The organism is Lacrimispora brassicae (assembly GCF_054772055.1).
The window spans coordinates 36,570-55,523 of record NZ_BRYH01000028.1 but is presented as its reverse complement, the minus strand read 5'-3'; the positions used below and the strand labels follow the sequence as shown (position 1 = coordinate 55,523).

General features: G+C 47.1%; 15 protein-coding genes. 2 read left to right on the top strand and 13 right to left on the bottom strand.

The window, feature by feature from the left end; genetic code table 11:
- The first annotated feature begins 3 nt into the window (after window positions 1–3).
- Complete coding sequence (locus tag ACYVD3_RS14765) at window positions 4–1,866, top strand: ATP-binding protein (protein WP_460643249.1); 1,863 nt, start codon at window positions 4–6, stop codon at window positions 1,864–1,866.
- A gap of 327 nt (window positions 1,867–2,193) precedes the next feature.
- Here the strand turns inward: ACYVD3_RS14765 and brnQ are convergent, their stop codons facing one another.
- On the bottom strand, window positions 2,194–3,498 hold the full coding sequence (brnQ, locus tag ACYVD3_RS14760) for a branched-chain amino acid transport system II carrier protein (protein ID WP_460643248.1): 1,305 nt from the start codon (window positions 3,496–3,498) through the stop codon (window positions 2,194–2,196).
- A 10-nt stretch (window positions 3,499–3,508) separates the two neighbouring features.
- Entirely contained in the window at window positions 3,509–4,687 is a 1,179-nt protein-coding gene (locus ACYVD3_RS14755; RefSeq protein WP_460643247.1) for a ribose-phosphate pyrophosphokinase, read from the bottom strand.
- A gap of 299 nt (window positions 4,688–4,986) precedes the next feature.
- Between ACYVD3_RS14755 and ACYVD3_RS14750 the strand changes: the two genes are divergently transcribed.
- A complete protein-coding gene (locus tag ACYVD3_RS14750) occupies window positions 4,987–6,660 on the top strand; it encodes a S8 family peptidase (RefSeq protein ID WP_460643246.1) in 1,674 nt (557 codons plus the stop codon).
- An 86-nt stretch (window positions 6,661–6,746) separates the two neighbouring features.
- On the opposite strand, the gene ACYVD3_RS14745 is transcribed toward ACYVD3_RS14750, so the two are convergent.
- From ACYVD3_RS14745 to ACYVD3_RS14695, 11 genes are all read right to left on the bottom strand, one after another.
- Window positions 6,747–7,742 carry an ATP-binding protein gene (locus ACYVD3_RS14745; RefSeq protein ID WP_460643245.1) on the bottom strand — a complete coding sequence of 332 codons (996 nt, stop codon included), beginning with the start codon at window positions 7,740–7,742 and terminating at the stop codon, window positions 6,747–6,749.
- Between the two features lie 36 nt (window positions 7,743–7,778).
- Window positions 7,779–8,822, bottom strand: coding sequence for a DnaD domain protein (locus ACYVD3_RS14740; protein WP_460643244.1), 1,044 nt, complete (start codon window positions 8,820–8,822; stop codon window positions 7,779–7,781).
- 262 nt (window positions 8,823–9,084) lie between these two features.
- Window positions 9,085–10,464 (bottom strand): UDP-N-acetylmuramate--L-alanine ligase, encoded by a 1,380-nt coding sequence (gene murC, locus ACYVD3_RS14735; protein WP_460643243.1) that lies wholly within the window; start codon window positions 10,462–10,464, stop codon window positions 9,085–9,087.
- A gap of 193 nt (window positions 10,465–10,657) precedes the next feature.
- Window positions 10,658–11,542, bottom strand: a complete 885-nt coding sequence (locus ACYVD3_RS14730; RefSeq protein ID WP_460643242.1) for a hypothetical protein — start codon at window positions 11,540–11,542, stop codon at window positions 10,658–10,660.
- Window positions 11,543–11,912: 370 nt separating this feature from the next.
- Window positions 11,913–12,422 carry a QueT transporter family protein gene (locus ACYVD3_RS14725; RefSeq protein WP_460643241.1) on the bottom strand — a complete coding sequence of 170 codons (510 nt, stop codon included), beginning with the start codon at window positions 12,420–12,422 and terminating at the stop codon, window positions 11,913–11,915.
- Between the two features lie 313 nt (window positions 12,423–12,735).
- A complete protein-coding gene (locus ACYVD3_RS14720; RefSeq protein ID WP_460643240.1) occupies window positions 12,736–13,590 on the bottom strand; it encodes a Rossmann-like domain-containing protein in 855 nt (284 codons plus the stop codon).
- A gap of 187 nt (window positions 13,591–13,777) precedes the next feature.
- Complete coding sequence (locus tag ACYVD3_RS14715; protein WP_460643239.1) at window positions 13,778–14,761, bottom strand: radical SAM protein; 984 nt, start codon at window positions 14,759–14,761, stop codon at window positions 13,778–13,780.
- A 1-nt stretch (window position 14,762) separates the two neighbouring features.
- On the bottom strand, window positions 14,763–15,977 hold the full coding sequence (locus tag ACYVD3_RS14710) for a molybdopterin molybdotransferase MoeA (RefSeq protein ID WP_460643238.1): 1,215 nt from the start codon (window positions 15,975–15,977) through the stop codon (window positions 14,763–14,765).
- Window positions 15,978–15,988: 11 nt separating this feature from the next.
- A complete protein-coding gene (locus ACYVD3_RS14705) occupies window positions 15,989–17,104 on the bottom strand; it encodes an ABC transporter substrate-binding protein (RefSeq protein WP_460643237.1) in 1,116 nt (371 codons plus the stop codon).
- 35 nt (window positions 17,105–17,139) lie between these two features.
- Window positions 17,140–17,931 carry an ABC transporter ATP-binding protein gene (locus ACYVD3_RS14700; protein WP_460643236.1) on the bottom strand — a complete coding sequence of 264 codons (792 nt, stop codon included), beginning with the start codon at window positions 17,929–17,931 and terminating at the stop codon, window positions 17,140–17,142.
- Window positions 17,928–18,950, bottom strand: a complete 1,023-nt coding sequence (locus tag ACYVD3_RS14695; RefSeq protein ID WP_460643235.1) for a FecCD family ABC transporter permease — start codon at window positions 18,948–18,950, stop codon at window positions 17,928–17,930. The genes ACYVD3_RS14700 and ACYVD3_RS14695 overlap by 4 nt, the downstream gene beginning before the upstream one ends.
- Window positions 18,951–18,954: the final 4 nt, after the last annotated feature.

Sequence of the window (18,954 nt, the reverse complement as noted above, 5' to 3'; positions counted from 1 at the left end):
CCCATGAAAATAATTGATATCTATATCAATGGCTTTGGGAAATTCCATGGCAGAAACCTTACCTTCCGGGATGGGCTGAATATTGTATACGGCAAGAATGAGGCCGGAAAATCCACCATCCATACGTTTATACGGGGAATGCTTTTCGGCATCGAACGCCAGAGAGGCCGCGCCTCCCGGAATGACCTTTACACAAAATATGAGCCCTGGGAAAACAGCGGTACTTATGAAGGGCAGATACGGCTGGAGCATAAAGATCACATTTACCGGATCGAACGCACCTTCCAGAAAAACAAAAAGGAATTTAAGATCGTAGATGAAACCGCCGGACGGGAAGTAGAACCGACAAAGGCATTTTTAGACGATTTGTTATGCGGCTTAAGCGAAGCCGCCTACATTAACACCGTCAGCATCGGCCAGCTTAAAAGCGCCACCGACGAGGGCATGGTTTCTGAACTTAAAAATTACATAGCCAACTTAAACACAACGGGAAACTTATCCCTTAACATCACGAAATCCGCCGCATTTTTAAAATCCCAGAGAAAAGAGCTGGAATCCCAGATGGTTCCTGAGGCAGCCCGCACCTACACCTCTTTGTTAAGTGAGATCCGCAACACGGAAAAGGAAATTTCATCTCCGGAATATGAAAACCAGATTCAGGAATATCATAAGCTCCGTTCCCATATTAAATCTTCCATAGAGGAGCACCAGAAGGAAAAGGAAGAGCTCCTTCAAAAGGCTGCAAGGGGCAGGCAGGTATTGACCAGCAACCAGTTTTCCGACCAGGCCTCCATTAACGCTTGTCTCGGAAAGGCTCAGGAAAGCTATGAGGAATACATGGAAGCCATGGAGACCTGCAACAAAAAACCGAGAAAAATATTCTCCGTCCTTTCCCTGTTCCTTGCGACCCTGCTTTTATGCGCCACAGGAGTCCTTTATTATCTGGGAGAAGCAAATTATTTTACCGCTTACTATGGCCTTGACCTCATTCTTTTGCTGGGTATTTTTATCGGAACAGCCACTATTTTCTATCTGATCGGCCTGATCCTGTTTTTACGGCTGAGGCACAGCCAAAAGGATATGGAAATGAGTGCAAAGATCCTGCAGGAGATCCTTTCCAGGCATTTGGGTAATACCGAGATCTCCCCGGAAGCCCTCCGGGCCTTCCAGACAAGGATGGCGGAGTTTACCCGCCTATGCTCTGCTGTGTCCAAATCCGAAGCAGTCATTGCACAGAAGGCGACAGAGCTTGAGGAGCTTTCAAAAAAACAGGAAAACTGCGGGGAATCCATTGAAAAGCAGCAGAAAAGCCAGTGGGAACTGGATAAGAAGCTGGAGCATCTGTCAAACTGCAAGACCCAGGCAGAAGGGCTTAAGCACATCCTGACAGAGAACGACCGGATCCGGGAGGAAATTTCCGCCATTGACCTGGCCTTAGAAACCATGACCAGCCTCTCATCTTCTATCAGGGACTCCTTTGGCTTATATTTAAATAAAACAGCCTCAGACCTCATTGCCGGGATCACTGGAGGCATCTATACCAGCATGAGCGTGGATGAAAACCTGAATGTGTTTTTGAATACTAAAACAAAGCTGGTTCCCTTGGAACAGGTCAGCAGCGGTACCATGGACCAGGTCTATCTGGCACTTCGGCTGGCAGCCGCCACATTGATTCAGGAGGGCGCGGAGCGAATGCCCTTCATATTTGACGACAGCTTTGTTCTGTATGACGATGACAGGCTTAAGACCGCCTTAAGATGGCTGGTAAACACTTATTCCGACCAGGTCATCATCTTCACCTGCCATCAGCGGGAGGCCCAGATGCTGACAGCAAACCTGATCCCTTATCACCTTGTAGAAATATGATCACAGAAATCACTTCAGGAATAAAGAGTCTGCGCTGCTGACTTTCCTGCCGGAGCAAGGTTGCTAGCTTCAGCCGCTATCATACATTTGACATCAGTGGCATTCATTAAAAAACGTCCTTTGACTCACAGAACTCAATTTCCTGTGGATCAAAAAAAGACTGTCATGCCGGGCATTCCGCCTCCATGACAGTCTTTTTTTCTATATTTCCTGTTTTCCTATCAATTTTATTATCCTATCAGCCCTATCTTCCTACCAGTTCCTGTCTTCCTATTAGTTCCTGCTTTTCCTGTTAGTTCCTGCTCTTCCATCAGTACCATTCTCCTATCAGTTCCTCTTTCCTGCAATTCCAGCCAAAGCACCGACAGCGATTCCTGCAACCGCCGGTCCGATCCAGCCAAGCCCCATATTATAAAGAGGGAGCCTGGAAAGTCCGGCATTTAAAAAGCCAAGGCCTGCCTGTTCCAGAGATAAAAGCACGCTGACGATTCCGGTAAGGCCAATGGAGCAAACATAAACCGCCCTCCACTTCCTTCCATCCCGGAAGCCAAAGGACAGCAGAATGAGAACAATGGCTACGGGGTAAATGGCATTTAACACCGGAACAGAGACTTCCAGTATCTTGTTAAGGCCGATATTGGAAACCACCAGGCTCACCAGGGCGAAGAGAAAGGCCCAGGCACCATATCCCACCTTGGGCACAATGGTGCTGAAATACCTGCTGCAGCAGCTTATAAGGCCAATGCAGGTATTTAAACAGGCAATAAAGAAGACGGCGGCCAGCATCACAAGCCCTCCGTTCCCATATAAAAAACGCACTGCCTGGTTTAAGGTCTGGGCACCGTTTTCTCCCACCCCCAATGTGCCGCCTGTAACGGCTCCCACATGAGCCAGAGCGCTGTATACCAGGAGAAGGACTCCTCCTGCGATAAAACCTGCTTTAATGGTTTCCCTGACCACAGAGGCCTCCTGTTTGACTCCCATTGCCTGAACATTCAAAGAAATAATGATTCCAAAATTCAGGGCGGCAATGGTGTCCATGGTCAGATACCCTTCAAGAAATCCTTTTACAAAGGGATTGGATCCGTAGGCCTTTGCCGGAGCCCCGTAGGAGCCTGCCGGATGGACCATGCACCCTGCAAATATCACCACGATCAGAGCCAGAAGACAGGGAGTCAGTATTTTCCCCAGCCTGTCCGTCAATTTATCCGGCTTTAAAGATACGGCAAATGCAACGGCAAAGAAAAAGGCGGAATAAAGGAACTGGATAAAGGCTCCTGCACCTCCCTCTTTTAAAAAGGGGACCACTGCCATTTCAAAGGACGTGCTGGCGGTTCTGGGAATAGCAAGACACGGCCCTATGGAAAGATAGATAAGCAGCGTAAAGACAAATGCAAATTTGGGATGAACGTGGCCGGCCAGCTTGTCAAGGCCGCCGGACCTGGCTACTGCAACCACGCCAAGTACAGGAAACCCAATGGCCGTCACCGCAAAACCTGTCATGGCGATCCAGGTATTGGTTCCTGCACAAGCGCCCAAATAGGGCGGAAAAATAAGATTTCCCGCCCCAAAAAACATGGAGAAAAGTGTAAGGCCCACTAAGACCAGCTTCTGCTTCGATAATTTTTCCATGTGCCCCGCTTTACCTGTCACCTGCACGGTAGCGCTCTAAAAGCCGGTTAATTCTGGTAGTGGGATTCAGAAGCTCGCTTAAGGAGGCGTCATGATTTAAATTATCTATGATCAGCGCAATGTATTTGCTCATATCAACATTGATATAATATGGCCTGGATAAGAGATCCGGGGTCTGGTAAACCAGGTTGGTTGTAAGGATCCTGTCAATAAATCCATTCTCATAGTATTCATCAAACTTTGCAAGGCCGTTGGTAAAGAGGCCAAAGGTGGAACAAACAAATACTTTCCTGGCCTTTCTTCTCTTAAGCTCCTTGGCTACATCCAGCATGCTTTCGCCGGAAGAGATCATATCGTCCACAATGATCACATCCTTGCCCTCTACGCTGCTTCCCAGAAACTCATGGGCAACGATGGGGTTCCGTCCGTTGACCACCTGGGTATAATCCCGGCGTTTATAGAACATACCCATGTCAAGGCCAAGAACATTGGCAAAGAATACGGCACGGCCCATGCCTCCCTCATCCGGGCTGATGACCATCATATGCTCGCTGTCAATATCCAGTTCCTTCTCTTCCTTCAGTAAGTATTTAATAAACTGGTAAATGGGCTGAACGGTTTCAAAACCCTTTAAAGGAATAGCATTCTGCACTCTTGGGTCATGGGCATCAAAGGTGATGATGTTCTCAACTCCCATGTTCACCAGTTCACGAAGAGCCAGGGCACAGTCTAAGGACTCTCTGCTGGATCTCTTATGCTGTCTGCTTTCGTATAAGAAAGGCATGATCACATTGATGCGGCGGGCTTTTCCTGCCGACGCAGCAATGAGGCGCTTCAAATCCTGGAAGTGGTCATCCGGGGACATATGGTTGGTCATCCCGCAAAGAGAATAGGTAAGACTGTAGTTACACACATCTACCATGAAATAAAGGTCATCACCACGAACGGATTCCTGGAGGGTACCTTTAGCCTCTCCGGTTCCAAACCTTGGTGTGCTGGCTCCGATCATGTAGGAATCCCTCTGATAGCCTGAGAAAGCAATGGTAGACTTGTGCTCGCTCTCCCGTTCCTGTCTCCATGCCACCAGGTAATCATTGACCTTATCTCCCAACTCCTTGCAGCTTTTTAACGGTATCAAACCCAGCGGACCTACCGGAATGGTTTCTATCGTTTTTTCTTCGTAAAGCATTCTTCTCTCCTCCAACGTATCTAATGCAATGCAACGGTTCTTTTATAACATTATGTGCGGAAATAGTCAAGTTAATCAATGGGATTAACACTCTTTCATCTCATTGTAACCTTTGTCCCCAATTGTTGCAACTGCTATTTTCTTACGTTTGGAACCGGCACTCTGCTCTTACATTCCTCTGTGCAAAAGGCGCCCCGGGCCATCAAAGGAATCTATAGGATGCTACAGGAGATTCTCATAATAGATATTTATCTGCATAAAATGTATTATGTACCCACTAAAAACAGGGAGGATTAATCGTGTCAAAAATTTTGGATAATAACTATTATGACTTAATTATCAGCAATACTCTGGCTCCTTCCTATGATACTGGAGATAATATCACCTATATGGATATAAGGGATTCCCTTCTGCACGTTCCTATCAGTACCGTGGATCCCTGTGATTTAGGCCGGCATCCCTATAACAATTTTCCCTCCCTGTTCACCCTCACCTCCACCACCAGCCTGGAAAAATCCGGCATTACAACGGTTCAGAGGAACCCTTATCTGGCCCTGTTTGGAAGCGGGGTCCTGGTGGCTGTCATTGATACGGGTATTGACTACCAGCATCCGGCATTTAAGTATAATGACGGAACCTCACGCATCCTTACCATGTGGGACCAGACTGATCAAAGCGGTACGCCTCCCGAAACCTTTACATTTGGTTCCCAATACAACAGGGATCAGATCAATGCCGCATTAAGCACAGAAGCTCCTTTGTCCTTTGTCCCAACAACGGATCCCAACGGACACGGAACCGCCATAGCCAGTGTTCTGGCAGGCAGTCCAAACCCAGCCGAATCCTTCAGCGGCGTCGTGCCCCAGGCCGATCTTGTGATCGTAAAGCTGAAGGAAGCAAAACAAAACCTGAAAAAAATATTTTTTGTCCCGGAAGACGCCCTCTGCTATCAGGAATCCGATATCATACTGGGCCTCCGCTATGCTTTTAGAGCTTCGGAACAATTCAATCGTCCCCTTGTGGTATGCATTGCCATGGGAAGCAGCCAGGGAGGCCACGACGGCAGAGGAGCCATGGACAGCTACATCGATTACCTCTCATTGCTGCCAGGAATCGGGATATGCGTTTCCGCCGGCAATGAAGGAAACAGTCAAAGGCACTATTTTAACTCCACCACAGGAGCCCCTTACTACAATGATTTTGAGCTGAGGGTGGGAAGCAATGATAAAATGTTTTCCATGGAAATCTGGTCATACGCTCCGGCAAGACTTTCCGTGGATATCTCTTCTCCAAACCGGGAATCCACCCAGCCTGTTTTTCCTTCCTTCAATCAATGCAGGAGGTTCAGTTTCATTTTCAACCAGACTACCATTTATGTCAACAACACTATATTTGAGGAGGAAAACGGAGATCAGCTCATCCTGCTGCGGTTTAACAATCTCCTTCCCGGCATCTGGTACCTGCGTGTGCAGAACATTGAAAGCGAACCCTTTGCCTTTCATTCCTGGCTGCCTTCCGGAGATCTGATCACAAGAGAGACATATTTTCTCAACTCAAATCCTGACACCACTCTGACCTCACCTGGAAATGGAAGACACCAATTGACTGTGGCCGGTTACAATGACACCAATAACAGCATTCTGCCGGAATCCAGCAGAGGCTATACAAGGACCGGCGAGATCAAGCCTGACCTGGCCGCACCGGGCTATCAGCTTACCTGTGCGGTCCCGGGAAACATGTATGGAACTGTAACTGGTACGGGAGCGGCTGCGGCCCATGGGGCCGGAATCGTTGCTATGGTACTTGAATGGGCCATTGCCAGAGGAAATTATCCCAGAATGACCGGAAACAATGTCAACCGACTCTTAATAAACGGAGCGGCCCGCAGCAGCTCATATATTTATCCCAATAACATATGGGGATATGGGCAGATAGATGTGAACAGCCTTTTTGAACGGCTTGCCAGTTTATAAAAAATTCCCGGAACGGGCCAAATACATACAGAATGGAAACAGATAATCCAGGAGCCTTATGACACAAAGGCCTCCTGGATTTTAAGTTAGTTCACACGTCTTTCTTTCTTCCTGATGCGGATGTCATCTCCATAAAGGGGGATCACCGTATACCGGCTGATGAGCCTGGAGGTAACACGCTCCGTATACCGGTCCCTCAGCTCATTGATGGGATGGTTGGTGGAAATAATGGTCGCTTTGGATGAATTAAGCCGTTCATTGATGCAGTAAAACAATTCTGAGGATGTAAAACTGTTATTAAGCTCCGTTCCCAGATCATCAATGATCAAAAGATCACAATCCAGTATATACTGGTACATCCCCTTCATATCATCTTCATCCTGGTAATCGAACCGGTTCTTGGAAAACACTTCAAATAAGTCGTTGGCTGATAAATATATAACGGAGCAATACTTGTCGATCAATTCCTTTGCAATGCAGTTGGTTAAGAATGTCTTACCAACTCCCGTAGGGCCTGTAAACAGCAGATTCCCATGCTCTGTGGAAAATCCCTTTACAAAGTTCCTGCAGGTCTCCACCACTTGTCCCATATACTGCCTGACGGTGCGGTTTAGAACCGGAACCACTCTTGTATCATCAAAATATTCATAAGAAAATGTATCGAAATTTTCTACCGCAACGATCTGTTCAATGTTTGACTGGGCGTAAAGATATTTCATTTCACACTGGCGGAAACAATGGCACTTTATCCCCTCAGCGTATCCGGTATCCTTACAATCCGGGCACCGGTACCGCATCTCCATATAATCTGCGGAAAAACCGGCAGCTTTTAAAAGCACGCTCTTTTGTTCTCTCAAGTCTGCGATTTCATTCCTAAGGTCCTTAAGAGCTCCCTTGTCCCCGTCAAGAAGCCTCCGTGCACTGGTTACCGCACTGGTGCTGATGAAATCGTCAAGCTCCTTCATAACCGGCAGCTTCTGGTATACTTCCTCGATCCTCTTTTCCTGTTCATGGCGGTTCTTAAACTGTTGCTGTCCATATGCCCGCATGATGGCATCGTACTGTGAATTGCTCAGCGCCATAATTACCTCCATTCCTCCTGCTGACCTTTGTAAAAACTACTGCCGTTCCGTCAACTGCTTCAGAACAAGGGCATCATAATCAATCTCCCTTTGAGGGAAATTCTGAAACTGGTTCTGCCCCTTTCTCCCCCTTGGGGCCTGGGTCTGTTTAATTTCTCCGCTCTTTCCTGCCTTATGCTCTCCGTTCTTCATACGGTCCGCATACTGCTCATCCAGCTTCCTGACCTCTTCCATGGAGCGCACACCTGCTTTTTTCCAACCCTCCAGTATTTTGTCCGCATACTGGAAGCTTGGGGTATGGGTAGCCGCCAGAGTCCGGTTGCAGGCTTCAATCACCAGATCCCTGGTAAATCCATAGGTACGGAACCACCGGTCTATAAGATCCCTCTCCTTATCTCCCGGTTTCCTGTCACTTAATCCAAAAGCCTTCATAACAGCAAATGAATCCTTGGTAAAGGTAAGGGCATAGTTCTTGGCATCCTCTATGGTCTTAAACCCCTTTTCATGCCAGTTAATAGCAACTGTTTCAATATAACGGATGCTGCTGTGACCGCCCTGCACACAGTACTCGACCACATATTCCAACAGCTCGGCCGGCATGTGAAGGCCGTCATAGAGATAGGCGAACACCTCGCACTCCCTCTGGGTGAATACCTTATTCATATATTTCTGGGCAATATAAAGAAGCTGGGAAAAGTCCTCATCTCCTGCAAGGCCGCTTATCTTCTCAGGCGAATAGACGATCCGCTGGCCGGCTGCCTCAGGCTTCTTTTGTTCTTCCCTGCCGGCTCCGGAACAGGCTGTCTCAGATACGGCCGGAGAAAGAGCCGGTTTTACTGGGGTTATCTCTCCAAGGACTCCTGCATTTTTCCAATAGGATAAGGCCCGCGCCACATCCGCTTCCGTATGGTTTAATGCATCTGCTATCATGGAAACAGTGATCTCTTCCCCTTCATGGCGCATTAAATACAAATATTCCTTTATGTATTCCCCATTGGCCCCTGACATATATTTGTCAATGAACTCATTGGATATCACCGTCACGTCTATCTTAAAACTGCTCTTAATATTCACCGCCATAACCTCACCTTTTTATCATGCTCTTATCATACCACAGGTCTCATCAAAAGAAAATAGCCCCGGTTATCCACCAAATGAATTGTGGATAATGTGGATAATGTGGAAACCAGGTATACATAAATAGGATTTCTCCTCCGAATCGTGTCGATTTGCTGATAAAACCGTGATTTCGTAAATTGTAAGATTATAAATTATGTAAATTAAAAAATCCACATAGTTTCTTAACATAAAATGTTGAAAACTATGTGGATAATGTTGATAACTATAAGTTTAAAAGCTTTTCCCCAACTTTTACAATGTCTCCAGCCCCCATAGTTATCAACAAGTCACCGTGTATACAATTTTCTAAAATAAATGTTTCGATCTCATCAAAAGATGAAAGATAGTGGGCTTTTACCCCTCTTTTTTCGATTCTCTCCGCAATATCCCCTGAGCTGATTCCTAAATCATCTGCTTCACGGGCTGCATAAATGTCTGCCAGGATCACCTCATCTGCCAGTGACAGGGCTTCTGCAAATTCCTCTAAAAACGCCTTTGTCCTGGTATAGGTATGAGGCTGGAATGCCACCCACAGCTTATTATGAGGATAGTGCTTCGCCGCCTCCAGAGTCGCCCTGATTTCCTGGGGATGGTGGGCATAATCATCAATGATGGTAACGCCGGACAGCTCTCCCTTTTTTTCAAAACGCCGGTTGGTACCGGTGAAACGCTTCAGTCCCTTTTTGATCAGCTCCAGGTCAATTCCCAGTTCTGTACAAACTGCTGCTGCTGCCAGGGAATTATACACATTATGCTCTCCCGGAACGCCAAGGGTTACGGTATCCACAATATTTCCGTCCACCATTAACTCATAGGTGGCTCTTGCAAATTCATCAAAGTGAATGGCCCCGGCCTGGTACCGGCTCCCCGGCCTCTTGCCAAAGGTGATCACGTTACACGGCAGTCCCTCTGTGATCTCCTCCCGGCTTTCAATATCATTGTTGATCACCAGAGATCCGCTTTGGGGAAGCTTTTTGGCAAAAAGGCGGAAGGAATGGCGGATATCCTTAATATCTTTAAAGAAATCAAGATGATCCGCCTCTATGTTCAGGATCACCTCCATGGTGGGGAAAAAGGACAGAAAGCTGTTGGTATATTCACAGGCTTCCGTTACAAACAGCCTGGAACCTCCCACACGGATATTTCCGCCAATGGAATTTAAAATCCCGCCCACCGATATGGTAGGGTCCGCTTCGGCAGCCAAAAGGATCTCCGTTATCATGGAGGTAGTCGTGGTCTTGCCGTGGGTTCCTGATACCGCTATGGAGTTTTCATAATTTTTCATCATCTGTCCAAGGAGCTCCGCACGGCTTATTATTGGAAGTCCCTTTTCCTTGGCTTCTGCAAATTCCGGATTATCCGGATGGACTGCTGCCGTATAAACAACCACATCAATTCCTTCTTTAATATTCTCCGCTCTCTGGCCATATGCAATGGCCGCGCCCTTTGACTCTAAATGACGCGTCAGCCCTGACTCCTGGGAATCTGACCCTGTAACGGTAAATCCCTGGTCAATGAGTATTTCCGCCAGGCCGCTCATGCTGATCCCGCCTATTCCGATAAAATGAATTGCCTCTGGTTTATGAAAATGAATTTGATACATGCTTTTTCCATCCTTAATTTTGTTTTCTGTAATAACTGATGCCTTCCTTTACTTTTACCGCTTTTCTTTTGTAAAGGCAACACTTCCCTTTTATTATATAAGAAAGCAACGAGAAAATCTACAATATAATTACAATCAAAAAATGCACCTTACAGATTTTATGTCCTGTAAAGTGCACTTTATGACACAGTTCTTATAACCCTAAGGCAATAGGCGGCATCTCTTCCTCATAGTTTTCGCCTTCCGCCGGTATTGTTCCTACTACAGATACGATCAGATAAAGCATCTCCTTAAAGCTGCGAAAAGGCTGCTCCACCCTGCCTTCCCTCCAGTAAATAATGCCCTGCCACGTAGAATGGTCACGAAACATGATCTTAATTGTAAAGGTTGCCTTTTGTCCACCGCTTCTGCATATGGTACAAATTTCATTGGAAATCAGTCTGCCGTAATTCAGCCCATATGTTGAAGTTTTTTTCTTTAAGGTTTTAATTTCCATAAAATTTCCCAGGGTTCCTGCCAAGTCAACCGGAACATCATACTGTTCTGTCAGATTAGCAGGAATGTTTTGATAATTTCCCACAATCCGTCCGGAATCATAAGAATCAATGGCCACATGAAAGGAATTCAAGGCTTCCCCTTCCTGTCCCACCTGGGGATGTCCCTTTAGCATCTGAGTCATGATTAAAATCAGTTGAAGCGTGCTTTCAAACAGCTCCTGCCTGCCGCCTTCTTCCCATTGGACCACCCCCTGCCAACTGGCGTGGTAACGGTATTGTACATATATACGGAAGGTGCTCAGTTTTCCCTTTCGCACTTCCTCCTCACTGGTTCGAGTCACAAAATCAGGGGGATTCGTTCCAGGAAAATGCCGCATTTGAAATGTCTGTTTAGGGCAACTCATGGAATCAAATATACGGTCCATATTTAAAATCATTTCAAGCATACTGCCGTATTGGATTCCCTGAGGATCATCGCAGTGAAACATAATTCCCTTCATACTCCAAGCATCGCATTCATCCACTGCTATTGTAATATACCGGTCGGTGCCGCGAACTACACTCATTCTACTTTTTTCCATAATTTCCACCATTTCCCTTTAGTTGTGTTATCATTATAAACCTAAACGGTTACATTTTGGTTACTTTTTTTATTTTTTTCTAAATTTTATATATCGATTGTAACTTTCTCTTGGTTTTGTAATATGGAACAAAATGTCTGGTTCTTTCAAACATACCTCTTTGGACCGGCAGTGAAAATAAGAAAAAATCCGGTCCGGTATTATGGCAGTGCAGACACTTGGCGGGAAATTCTCAGGAAGGATATTCCTGTAATAATGTATTTATGGAATTCTTTTGCAGGAGTATGCCAGAATATTATTAAAAAAGCTTGTTCAGGCGGCTTATTGCACAGCACTTGAACAAGCTTAACATGCAGCTTATAAATATGTTTTATCCTTTATCTGACAGAAAACGCCCAAATATTACATGCTTATAGTTATTTAATACACTAAGCAGGATATTTCCAAGGATTCCGATCACAAGAATTTCTCCGATACCGACTGTAATCATAGCGTACCATATCATATCCTCTGAGCCATAAGCATACCGAAGAACCCATGGGATGATGATGGCATTTGCCAAAATCGGGGGAACACATACCAGCCACTTGTTTTTCCGAAGCTTGTAGGAACCGATGGCTCCTATGAGAGTGGCAAGGCTGCCGAAAACCACATCCAGGGTAGCTGCACCGCATAATAAATTGGACAGGAAACAGCCAATAAACAGTCCCGGAATCGCCGCCGGAGTAAAAAATGGGAGAATACAGAGGATCTCTGAGATTCTAAACTGGATAGGGCCGAAGCTGACAGGTGCAAAAATCATGGTCAGCACAGTGTAGACTGCAGCAATCGCTGCTGAAAAGACCATAAAATAGGTCCTTTCTGAAGTTTTGTAATGCATATTCATTTCTCCTTTAGTTTTGTTTTAGGTGTGGAAGGTCACGAACACACCGGTCTTTACTTGCAAAAATCCCCCGTAGATCAAGGGTTTCTGCGACCTTGGTACGGGAGATACTATAGCATAAATCACCTAAAAATGCAAGCCGTACCCCAAATTTACCCACAATCCACAATGCCTGTCAAACTGCCCGGAAGGCATCGGCAATCAGTATTTCCGGGCAATAATCTGTTACGGCATAACTCTGTCCGGTTACAATGGAAATATTAATGTATTGGAATATTACTGCATCTGCAAGTAATGTTATCCCAGCGGCTCAAAAAAGCGCCTTGTCTTTACTGGATTGATTTTTATTTATGATGAGCCGTTCTGCACTTTTTCCAAAGAAATGGTAGCCGGAACCACCCTCACTGATGATGTCAAGCACTTCATCCGGCTTAGTGACCAGAACACCGCCCATGGTTGTGACCCCGCGCTGAAAAAAGGCATCCGGAAGCATGCTGGCAGTTGGCCCGGTGACAATCACCTGGGCACCAGGCTTTATCATATTCAGTAAATCCGGGAGGGTGTCGTTGAGCACGGTAACACCTGTAATAACCAAAAGATCAGCCTCAGGAATATAGCTTGATGCATCTTCCGGCCGCGCATAGTGCTCAAGCTCTTTTCCTTTTAAAGTACGGTTGTCCATTTCAAGTACCTTGAAGTCGGCCTCGGCAGCAATCAGCCTTTTCAAAATGGGAACCAAAGCCCCCACGACCACACTCTTTCCGCCTTGGGGAATCTGCACATTATCAAAGGCATCCACTCCTGTTTGGAGTTGATACCCTTTTGCCGCTCCACTTTGCCAGCAGGCAGCGGACAGGGCATTCAAGGTGGCAATTGCCAATGTTTTTCGCAGAATATTGGAATGATCCAAATCGGACAGATAATCTGCCGCGCTTCGTCCTTTCAGTCTGCCGGATAAGGGCATTGCTTTCGCGGAGCTGGGACAGCATACAGCCGCCGGTATCTCCTTCACCGGTGTGAAGCACAAGCCTCCCATACCATTGCTTAGCTTTACTCCAGAAAAAAACAGTCCGAATACCGCTCTTTCCACAGTAATAGATTCCAAATCACTTCCCAAACAGTTTTGCACAAGTGCTGTAGTTTCTTTTAACAAAATATTTCCCATAAAGTACACCCTTATATTTTTGTATTTTTAAAAAATATCAGCAGTTTCTAATATATCAATAATTGGTCCTATATCTTTCATGTAACAGCATTAATATAATGTATATTTGATATTGAGATTTATAGTTTGCCAATATGCCCATTTTTACACTCTGCCCGATCTGGAGCCAATGCCGTCTTATATAACATCAAACTATTTTTAACAGCATACCTTCGAGTATGCGTTCGATTTCTTTCCTTTTGTCCACAACATATATATGTTCTCCGATTTCATGTACAAAAACCTCCGAAGATGCCTTAGGCGCGTGGCTTGTAATGGAAACCCCCATCACCTGGTTTCCCCCTCCGGCCAAATACCATAGCGGGATGTCCTCCGTGCCGTTGCCCGCTGCAAGACTGATTTCCCGGTCAGGCAGAATTAACCTTGCCATTGCGGTCACAAGAGCGGTTTCCCATGGCGAGCAACGAGGGTACGCTTGAAGCGCCGTTCCCGCAAAGGGCATGAAACGAGAGATCCTTAACTGATATAGTCTGTTAAACTGTTTCAGATAAAACAAATGGGCAATCCGGTCTGCATCGCTCTCTCCCAGTCCTACCAGCATCATGGTACGGCTGGGCATTGCAAGCTCCTCGCAGATTTCAAGCAGCCTCTGACGCCGTTCAAGACTGTCACCGGGCTTCACGGCACGAAATATTTCAGGATTGGTGCATTCCAGGGAACTGGTGATACTCTCTACTCCTAAGTGCTTCAGTTCCAGAACTACTTGCCGGGAAAAAGAAGGTCCCAGATTCACTTCAAGCTGTAAGTTGGAATGCTCGCGGATTGTCCGCACCATTGCAAGAAGCGCTTCCTCAAAACCGCCCTTTAAATCGGTTCCCCCACTGATATGAAATTGCCGAATACCCATGGTTTCAATCAGCTCCAATCCTCTTAAAAGAGCGTCCATGGGAAAGTGATCTTCCGTAAAAAAGCTGCAATAAGAACAGCGGGGAGCCACACGGCACGGGAAAATACCACCTGATCCGGAAGTCCACCATAGTTGATCGCCAAGCATCTGGTTTCTCTTTTGACCTGCACGCCGGAAAAGCTCAAATGCGGCATCAGGCTGATTTAAATTTCGAGCGTTCTGCATCAATGCCAATGCTTCTGCAGGAGTAAGGCCGTGTTCCACGTTAATTCCTCCTTTCATCAACATCCGGCAGTCCATACAACAGATCTGCCTCAATCACATCGCCTTTGTGATAACCATCCAATCCCACCGGTATCACCATCAGCGCATTACAGTTCATTGCCTGTGCAAACCGGCTGCCCCATGACAGCGGCTCTGCACAGAATCCGTTCTCAGTTCTGTATACCTTTAGCCTCAGGTAAAACTCATAAGGTGCAGGTTTGCGCACCTCCTGCAGCAAAACCGCCGTTACCCTCTGTGGGGAGAGCATAGCGCGTCCTTGCGCCAGATAAACCAGTGTACGGACACACCAATCCAAAGCGCAGAACGCTGCGAAAGGCGGGCCTGGCAGGTTGATAACCGGCTTTCCGTCTGCAATCGCCAATGCGACTGGAATTCCCGGAATGGATTTTATGCCGTGCTGCAGAAAGCTGCTGCGCTCTTCGAGCAGCCGAACGGTATAGTCTTCGCTGCCCTTGGAAGATCCTCCGTTAATCAGGATAATGTCTGCATTTTGCAGCGCATCGGACAATGTTTCATCCAACAGCTTCCGGTCGTCGGGAAGAATGGGATAGGTGCGGATAACCGCGCCCCATTCCTCCAGATATCCCCTGATCATCAAACCGTTGGATTCTACATTCTGCCCACGCTGCGGCTTTCTCCCAGGATGAACCAACTCGTTTCCTGTGGGAATATAAGCGACCACCGGCTGCTTTACAACCTCAAGCCCAGAGATGCCGCCTGCCGCCAAAAGACAAAGCTGCATGGGATGCACAACATCCCCTTTTTTAAGTAAAAGTTCTCCGGTGCGCAGCGTAGAGCCTTGTGTGCTGACCAGTTGTCCTTGTTCAATTGGCGCTTCGGGTATAATGGAAAATGTGCCCGAAGGGTTATAGACAAGGTCCTCTACCTGAATAACAGTATCAAAGGCGTCGTCAAAATCGTCGCCGGTATCCGCAGTGGCATAATCCAGATCTTTTTTCCACAGGGAAGTGTCCGGAATACCGTCCGTAAAATCCGCAAAGGACACAGCGATGCCATCCGCCTGGGAACTGCGGCATACAGGCAGCGTATTCTGCGAAAAAACATCCCGCGCACAGATTCTGCCTCTCGTCTGCTCCAGAGGCAGAATTTCCGTTGTGATATCCGGCTTCCATCGTGTCATTAAGGCATTAATCGCCTCTGCCCTTGTTATAAACTGATCGCTGTCTAAATACATACCGTTCCCTCTTACTTTCCGTCAATGATTTCTGCAACCTGTGCATCGCTCATCTCATAAAGGAAGAAATGGCTGTAAAAGTATTTGATTTCCTTGGACAGCTCGTCGCGGCTCATAACTTCGGGATAGAGCTTGTTCATTGCCCAGAAGATGGTAAGGGGCTGCTCTACCGTTCGGTTTCCCCAGACATGGGCGGCGGTAGGCGTCACATAAAGCACTTTATTTTTTACAGCGGTAATATTAGCAAAGCGGCTGTCCGCCTCAATTTCTGCAATCTGTGATTTAGCAGTAAGAATCATGACCTGCGGGTTCCATTTAAGCAGATCCTCCAATGTATAGGTCAGCGTATCCTCCTTGCGCCCGTCGTCGGTGACACTGATGCCGCCCGCCTGTGCAATCCACCACTCAGCAATTTTATGAGGCTGGGTGAGTGTGGTGACGCTGCCGTAAAGTACGGTCTTTTTATCGGTAATGCCTTTGGTCAGTTCCTGAGCTCTGGCTAACTTCTCGTCAAAGTATTTTATGTAATCAACAGCGGTTTCCTGTTTATTCAGGACCTCGCCCATCAGCGTGACTGCCTTTTTTACATCGTCAATCTCCGACCACGCAAGATAAACTGCACTGATTCCATTTTTTTCAAGAAGTTCTGCGGTTTCCTTCGTCATGGTAAAGCAAACGTCCGGCTTGGTTGCAAGTACGGTTTCCATGGCAATTTCTTTATTGGCTTCGAAAATAGGAGCACCCTTAATTTGAGGCGCAAACTCATACTGCAGCTTCCAGTTATCATTTTTCGTAAAGCTTTCCGGCATATCGTTGCAAATTTTGGAGCCGTCTCCCATCAGCTCCACAAAGGCATTAAGGACACCCACGGATCCAAAGGTACCAATTTTTTCAATTTGCGCCGGAATAGTAACCGTACGGCCTGCCATATCTGTAATTGTGCGCTCCACAGCGGGAGCCGGTTCAGATGAAGCCGCCGGTTCAGATGCAGCCTCGGATGTGACTGCTGCGGTTGCAGCAGAAGACGGCGGCTCAGATTGGGCCCCTTTCTGGGAACAGCCTGTAATGCTGCCCAGCAGAAGCACCGCCGTCAAAAGTGATGCCATTGTTAGTTTTACTGATTTCATAACTACTTCCTCCTGATGAATTTATTTTTTAATTATCAAAACATAAGCGGAACACAAACCTTAACTGCATGTCCGTCCATGTTGATGTCTGTTTTGGTGACACGTACAGGTGTCTGATAAAGCGAAGAAAGGGAGTCACTGGTGACGACTTCTTCCGGGGTTCCCTGGGCCATAATATATCCGTCCTGCATCATCACCACGCGGCTGCAGGCAAGAAATGCGTGCTCGGGAAAATGAGAGGTCATCAAAACAGTATACCCCTGCGCAGAGAGTTTTTTGATTACACGCAGCATCTTAACCTGATTGCCGTAATCGAGATTGGCGGTTGGCTCGTCCATAACTAAGATATCAGACTGCTGTGCCAAGGCACGCGCAACCAGCACCATCTGCCGTTCGCCGCCGCTCAGCTCCTGAAACAGTGTGTGTTCCAGTTCCAGAATCCCCATACGTTCCATCGCCTCCCGCGCAACGGAGCGGTCTTTCGCGCTGGGTGAACCTCCCAAAGGGAGATGAGAAAGCCTGCCCATCAAAACAACCTCAAATGCCTCGTAGGGAAACGTGATACCGCTGGACTGGGGCACATAGGCCATCATGCGCGCACGCTGACGTGCAGAAACAGACGATGACATATCCTTTCCGTCAATGCGTACGTTTCCGGATTTCATTCTGCAAAACCCCAGCAGGCATCTCAGCAATGTGGTTTTTCCTGTTCCGTTAGGGCCGAGCAGGCACAGAATATCTCCTTTATCCGCCTGAAAGGAAATGTCTTCCAGGATCATCCGTTCCGGTTTATAAAAAAAGCTGATACCATTTACTTCAAGCATCATGACCACCCCTTTCTGACACGGTAGAGAAGCAGTATGAAAATCGGTGTACCTATTAAGGCGGTCAGCACACCCAGGGGCAGTTCAACGCCTTCAATTCCGCGGACAACATCGTCTATTGCCAGCAGGAAACAACCGCCAATCAGAAAAGAAACCGGAGCCAGTCTGGAAAAGCTGGAGCCGCTGATCATACGGGCAATGTGCGGCACCACCAAACCCACCCATCCGATAATTCCGCTGATACTGACAGCGGAAACAGTCATCAGCGTGGAAGCAACCACCACAACCAGCTTGGTAAGAGGCACATTCACGCCCAATGCAGCCGCTTCGTCCTCTCCTGTGGAAAGAGCATTGATCTGGTGGCGGAATAAAAACAGCAGTGCCGATGAGAAGATAACGGCAGGCAGCAAAAACAAAACCTCACGGCCGGATCCTCTTCCGAGGCTGCCCATCAGCCAAAAGGTAATGGAGGGCAGCGCATTGTCGGTATCAGCCATGGTTTTTACAATGGAAAGCAGTGCCTGAAACAGACTGGAGACAACAAGTCCTCCGAGAATCAACACAGTAATTGCCTGCCGTCCGATTATATAGCCAATAAAATAGGTCAATACCACCGCTGCCATTCCGAAAGCAAACGCGCAAAGCTGAATTTCCCACCAGGAGGCATCATTGATCATTGCAAGCGCTGCCCCAAAGCCTGCGCCGGCAGATACGCCTAAAATATCCGGAGATACCATCGGGTTTTTAAACAGCGTTTGATAGCTTGCTCCTGAAAGCGAAAGTGCGCCTCCCACTAGAATTCCCAGCAAGATACGCGGCAGACGCACCTGCAAAATTACAGTCTCCAGCGTTTCTTCCCAGGAAGGTTCAATGGGAAAAACACGGGAAAGAATAATTTCCCATACCGTTTTAGGCGGTATGGCATACCTCCCCACCAAAAAGGAGAAGGAGAATGCTGCCAGCAGCAGCATGCTTAGAAATAAAAGAATCACCGCAAAATACCGGCGGTTTATTTTTCTCATATGT

Excerpts from the sequence above, each read along its gene's own strand:
- ACYVD3_RS14765 (WP_460643249.1), top strand. The coding sequence starts at position 4 with ATGAAAATAATTGATATCTATATCAATGGCTTTGGGAAATTCCATGGC.
- brnQ (WP_460643248.1), bottom strand. The coding sequence starts at position 3,498 with ATGGAAAAATTATCGAAGCAGAAGCTGGTCTTAGTGGGCCTTACACTT.
- ACYVD3_RS14755 (WP_460643247.1), bottom strand. The coding sequence starts at position 4,687 with ATGCTTTACGAAGAAAAAACGATAGAAACCATTCCGGTAGGTCCGCTG.
- ACYVD3_RS14745 (WP_460643245.1), bottom strand. The coding sequence starts at position 7,742 with ATGGCGCTGAGCAATTCACAGTACGATGCCATCATGCGGGCATATGGA.
- ACYVD3_RS14740 (WP_460643244.1), bottom strand. The coding sequence starts at position 8,822 with ATGGCGGTGAATATTAAGAGCAGTTTTAAGATAGACGTGACGGTGATA.
- murC (WP_460643243.1), bottom strand. The coding sequence starts at position 10,464 with ATGTATCAAATTCATTTTCATAAACCAGAGGCAATTCATTTTATCGGA.
- ACYVD3_RS14730 (WP_460643242.1), bottom strand. The coding sequence starts at position 11,542 with ATGGAAAAAAGTAGAATGAGTGTAGTTCGCGGCACCGACCGGTATATT.
- ACYVD3_RS14725 (WP_460643241.1), bottom strand. The coding sequence starts at position 12,422 with ATGCATTACAAAACTTCAGAAAGGACCTATTTTATGGTCTTTTCAGCA.
- ACYVD3_RS14720 (WP_460643240.1), bottom strand. The coding sequence starts at position 13,590 with ATGGGAAATATTTTGTTAAAAGAAACTACAGCACTTGTGCAAAACTGT.
- ACYVD3_RS14710 (WP_460643238.1), bottom strand. The coding sequence starts at position 15,977 with ATGTATTTAGACAGCGATCAGTTTATAACAAGGGCAGAGGCGATTAAT.
- ACYVD3_RS14705 (WP_460643237.1), bottom strand. The coding sequence starts at position 17,104 with ATGAAATCAGTAAAACTAACAATGGCATCACTTTTGACGGCGGTGCTT.
- ACYVD3_RS14700 (WP_460643236.1), bottom strand. The coding sequence starts at position 17,931 with ATGATGCTTGAAGTAAATGGTATCAGCTTTTTTTATAAACCGGAACGG.
- ACYVD3_RS14695 (WP_460643235.1), bottom strand. The coding sequence starts at position 18,950 with ATGAGAAAAATAAACCGCCGGTATTTTGCGGTGATTCTTTTATTTCTA.